We start from the raw sequence: 387 nt of genomic DNA, 5'->3' as shown, positions 1-387 counted from the left end.
CCGGTTGAGCAGGTCGAGTACCGCCGGGCGTGCCGCCTGTTCTTCGTGCCAGAGCGAGCGCATGAGCGTGCGGCTGACCGCCTGGGTGGTAATGCCGAGCGCCTGCGCAACTGCCCGCTGCTGCCCGCGGACCCCAGGAACCAGCAGATCGACCACGCGCCATTCGGCCTCGGTACGGTCGGAACATACCCGATACAGCAGGCGTGTGAGTCCTGAAGCCATGTCTGCGACCGCGCGATCGTGTGCCGATACCGCAATACCGCGGGCGGGGGCGCCGGTGCGTGCCGCCTCCACGGCAAGCCGTGAGAATTCGAGGGCGTCGCCGGTGCAGTCGTTCGTGCTGACCGTTCCCAGTGCCCCGGCGAATCGGGGAATGCGCAGCTCGCC

1 pseudogene is annotated in these 387 nt (G+C 68.7%); it reads right to left on the bottom strand.

The annotated features are described in order from the left end of the window. Positions 1-387, bottom strand: a pseudogene (locus HMPREF2756_RS04240) (recombinase RecJ); the annotation flags it as partial.

The organism is Rothia sp. HMSC067H10 (assembly GCF_001810635.1).
Taxonomy (GTDB): Bacteria; Actinomycetota; Actinomycetes; order Actinomycetales; family Micrococcaceae; genus Rothia; species Rothia dentocariosa.
Note: the sequence above shows the minus strand (reverse complement) of the source record. Positions and strands in the feature narration are given on the sequence as shown.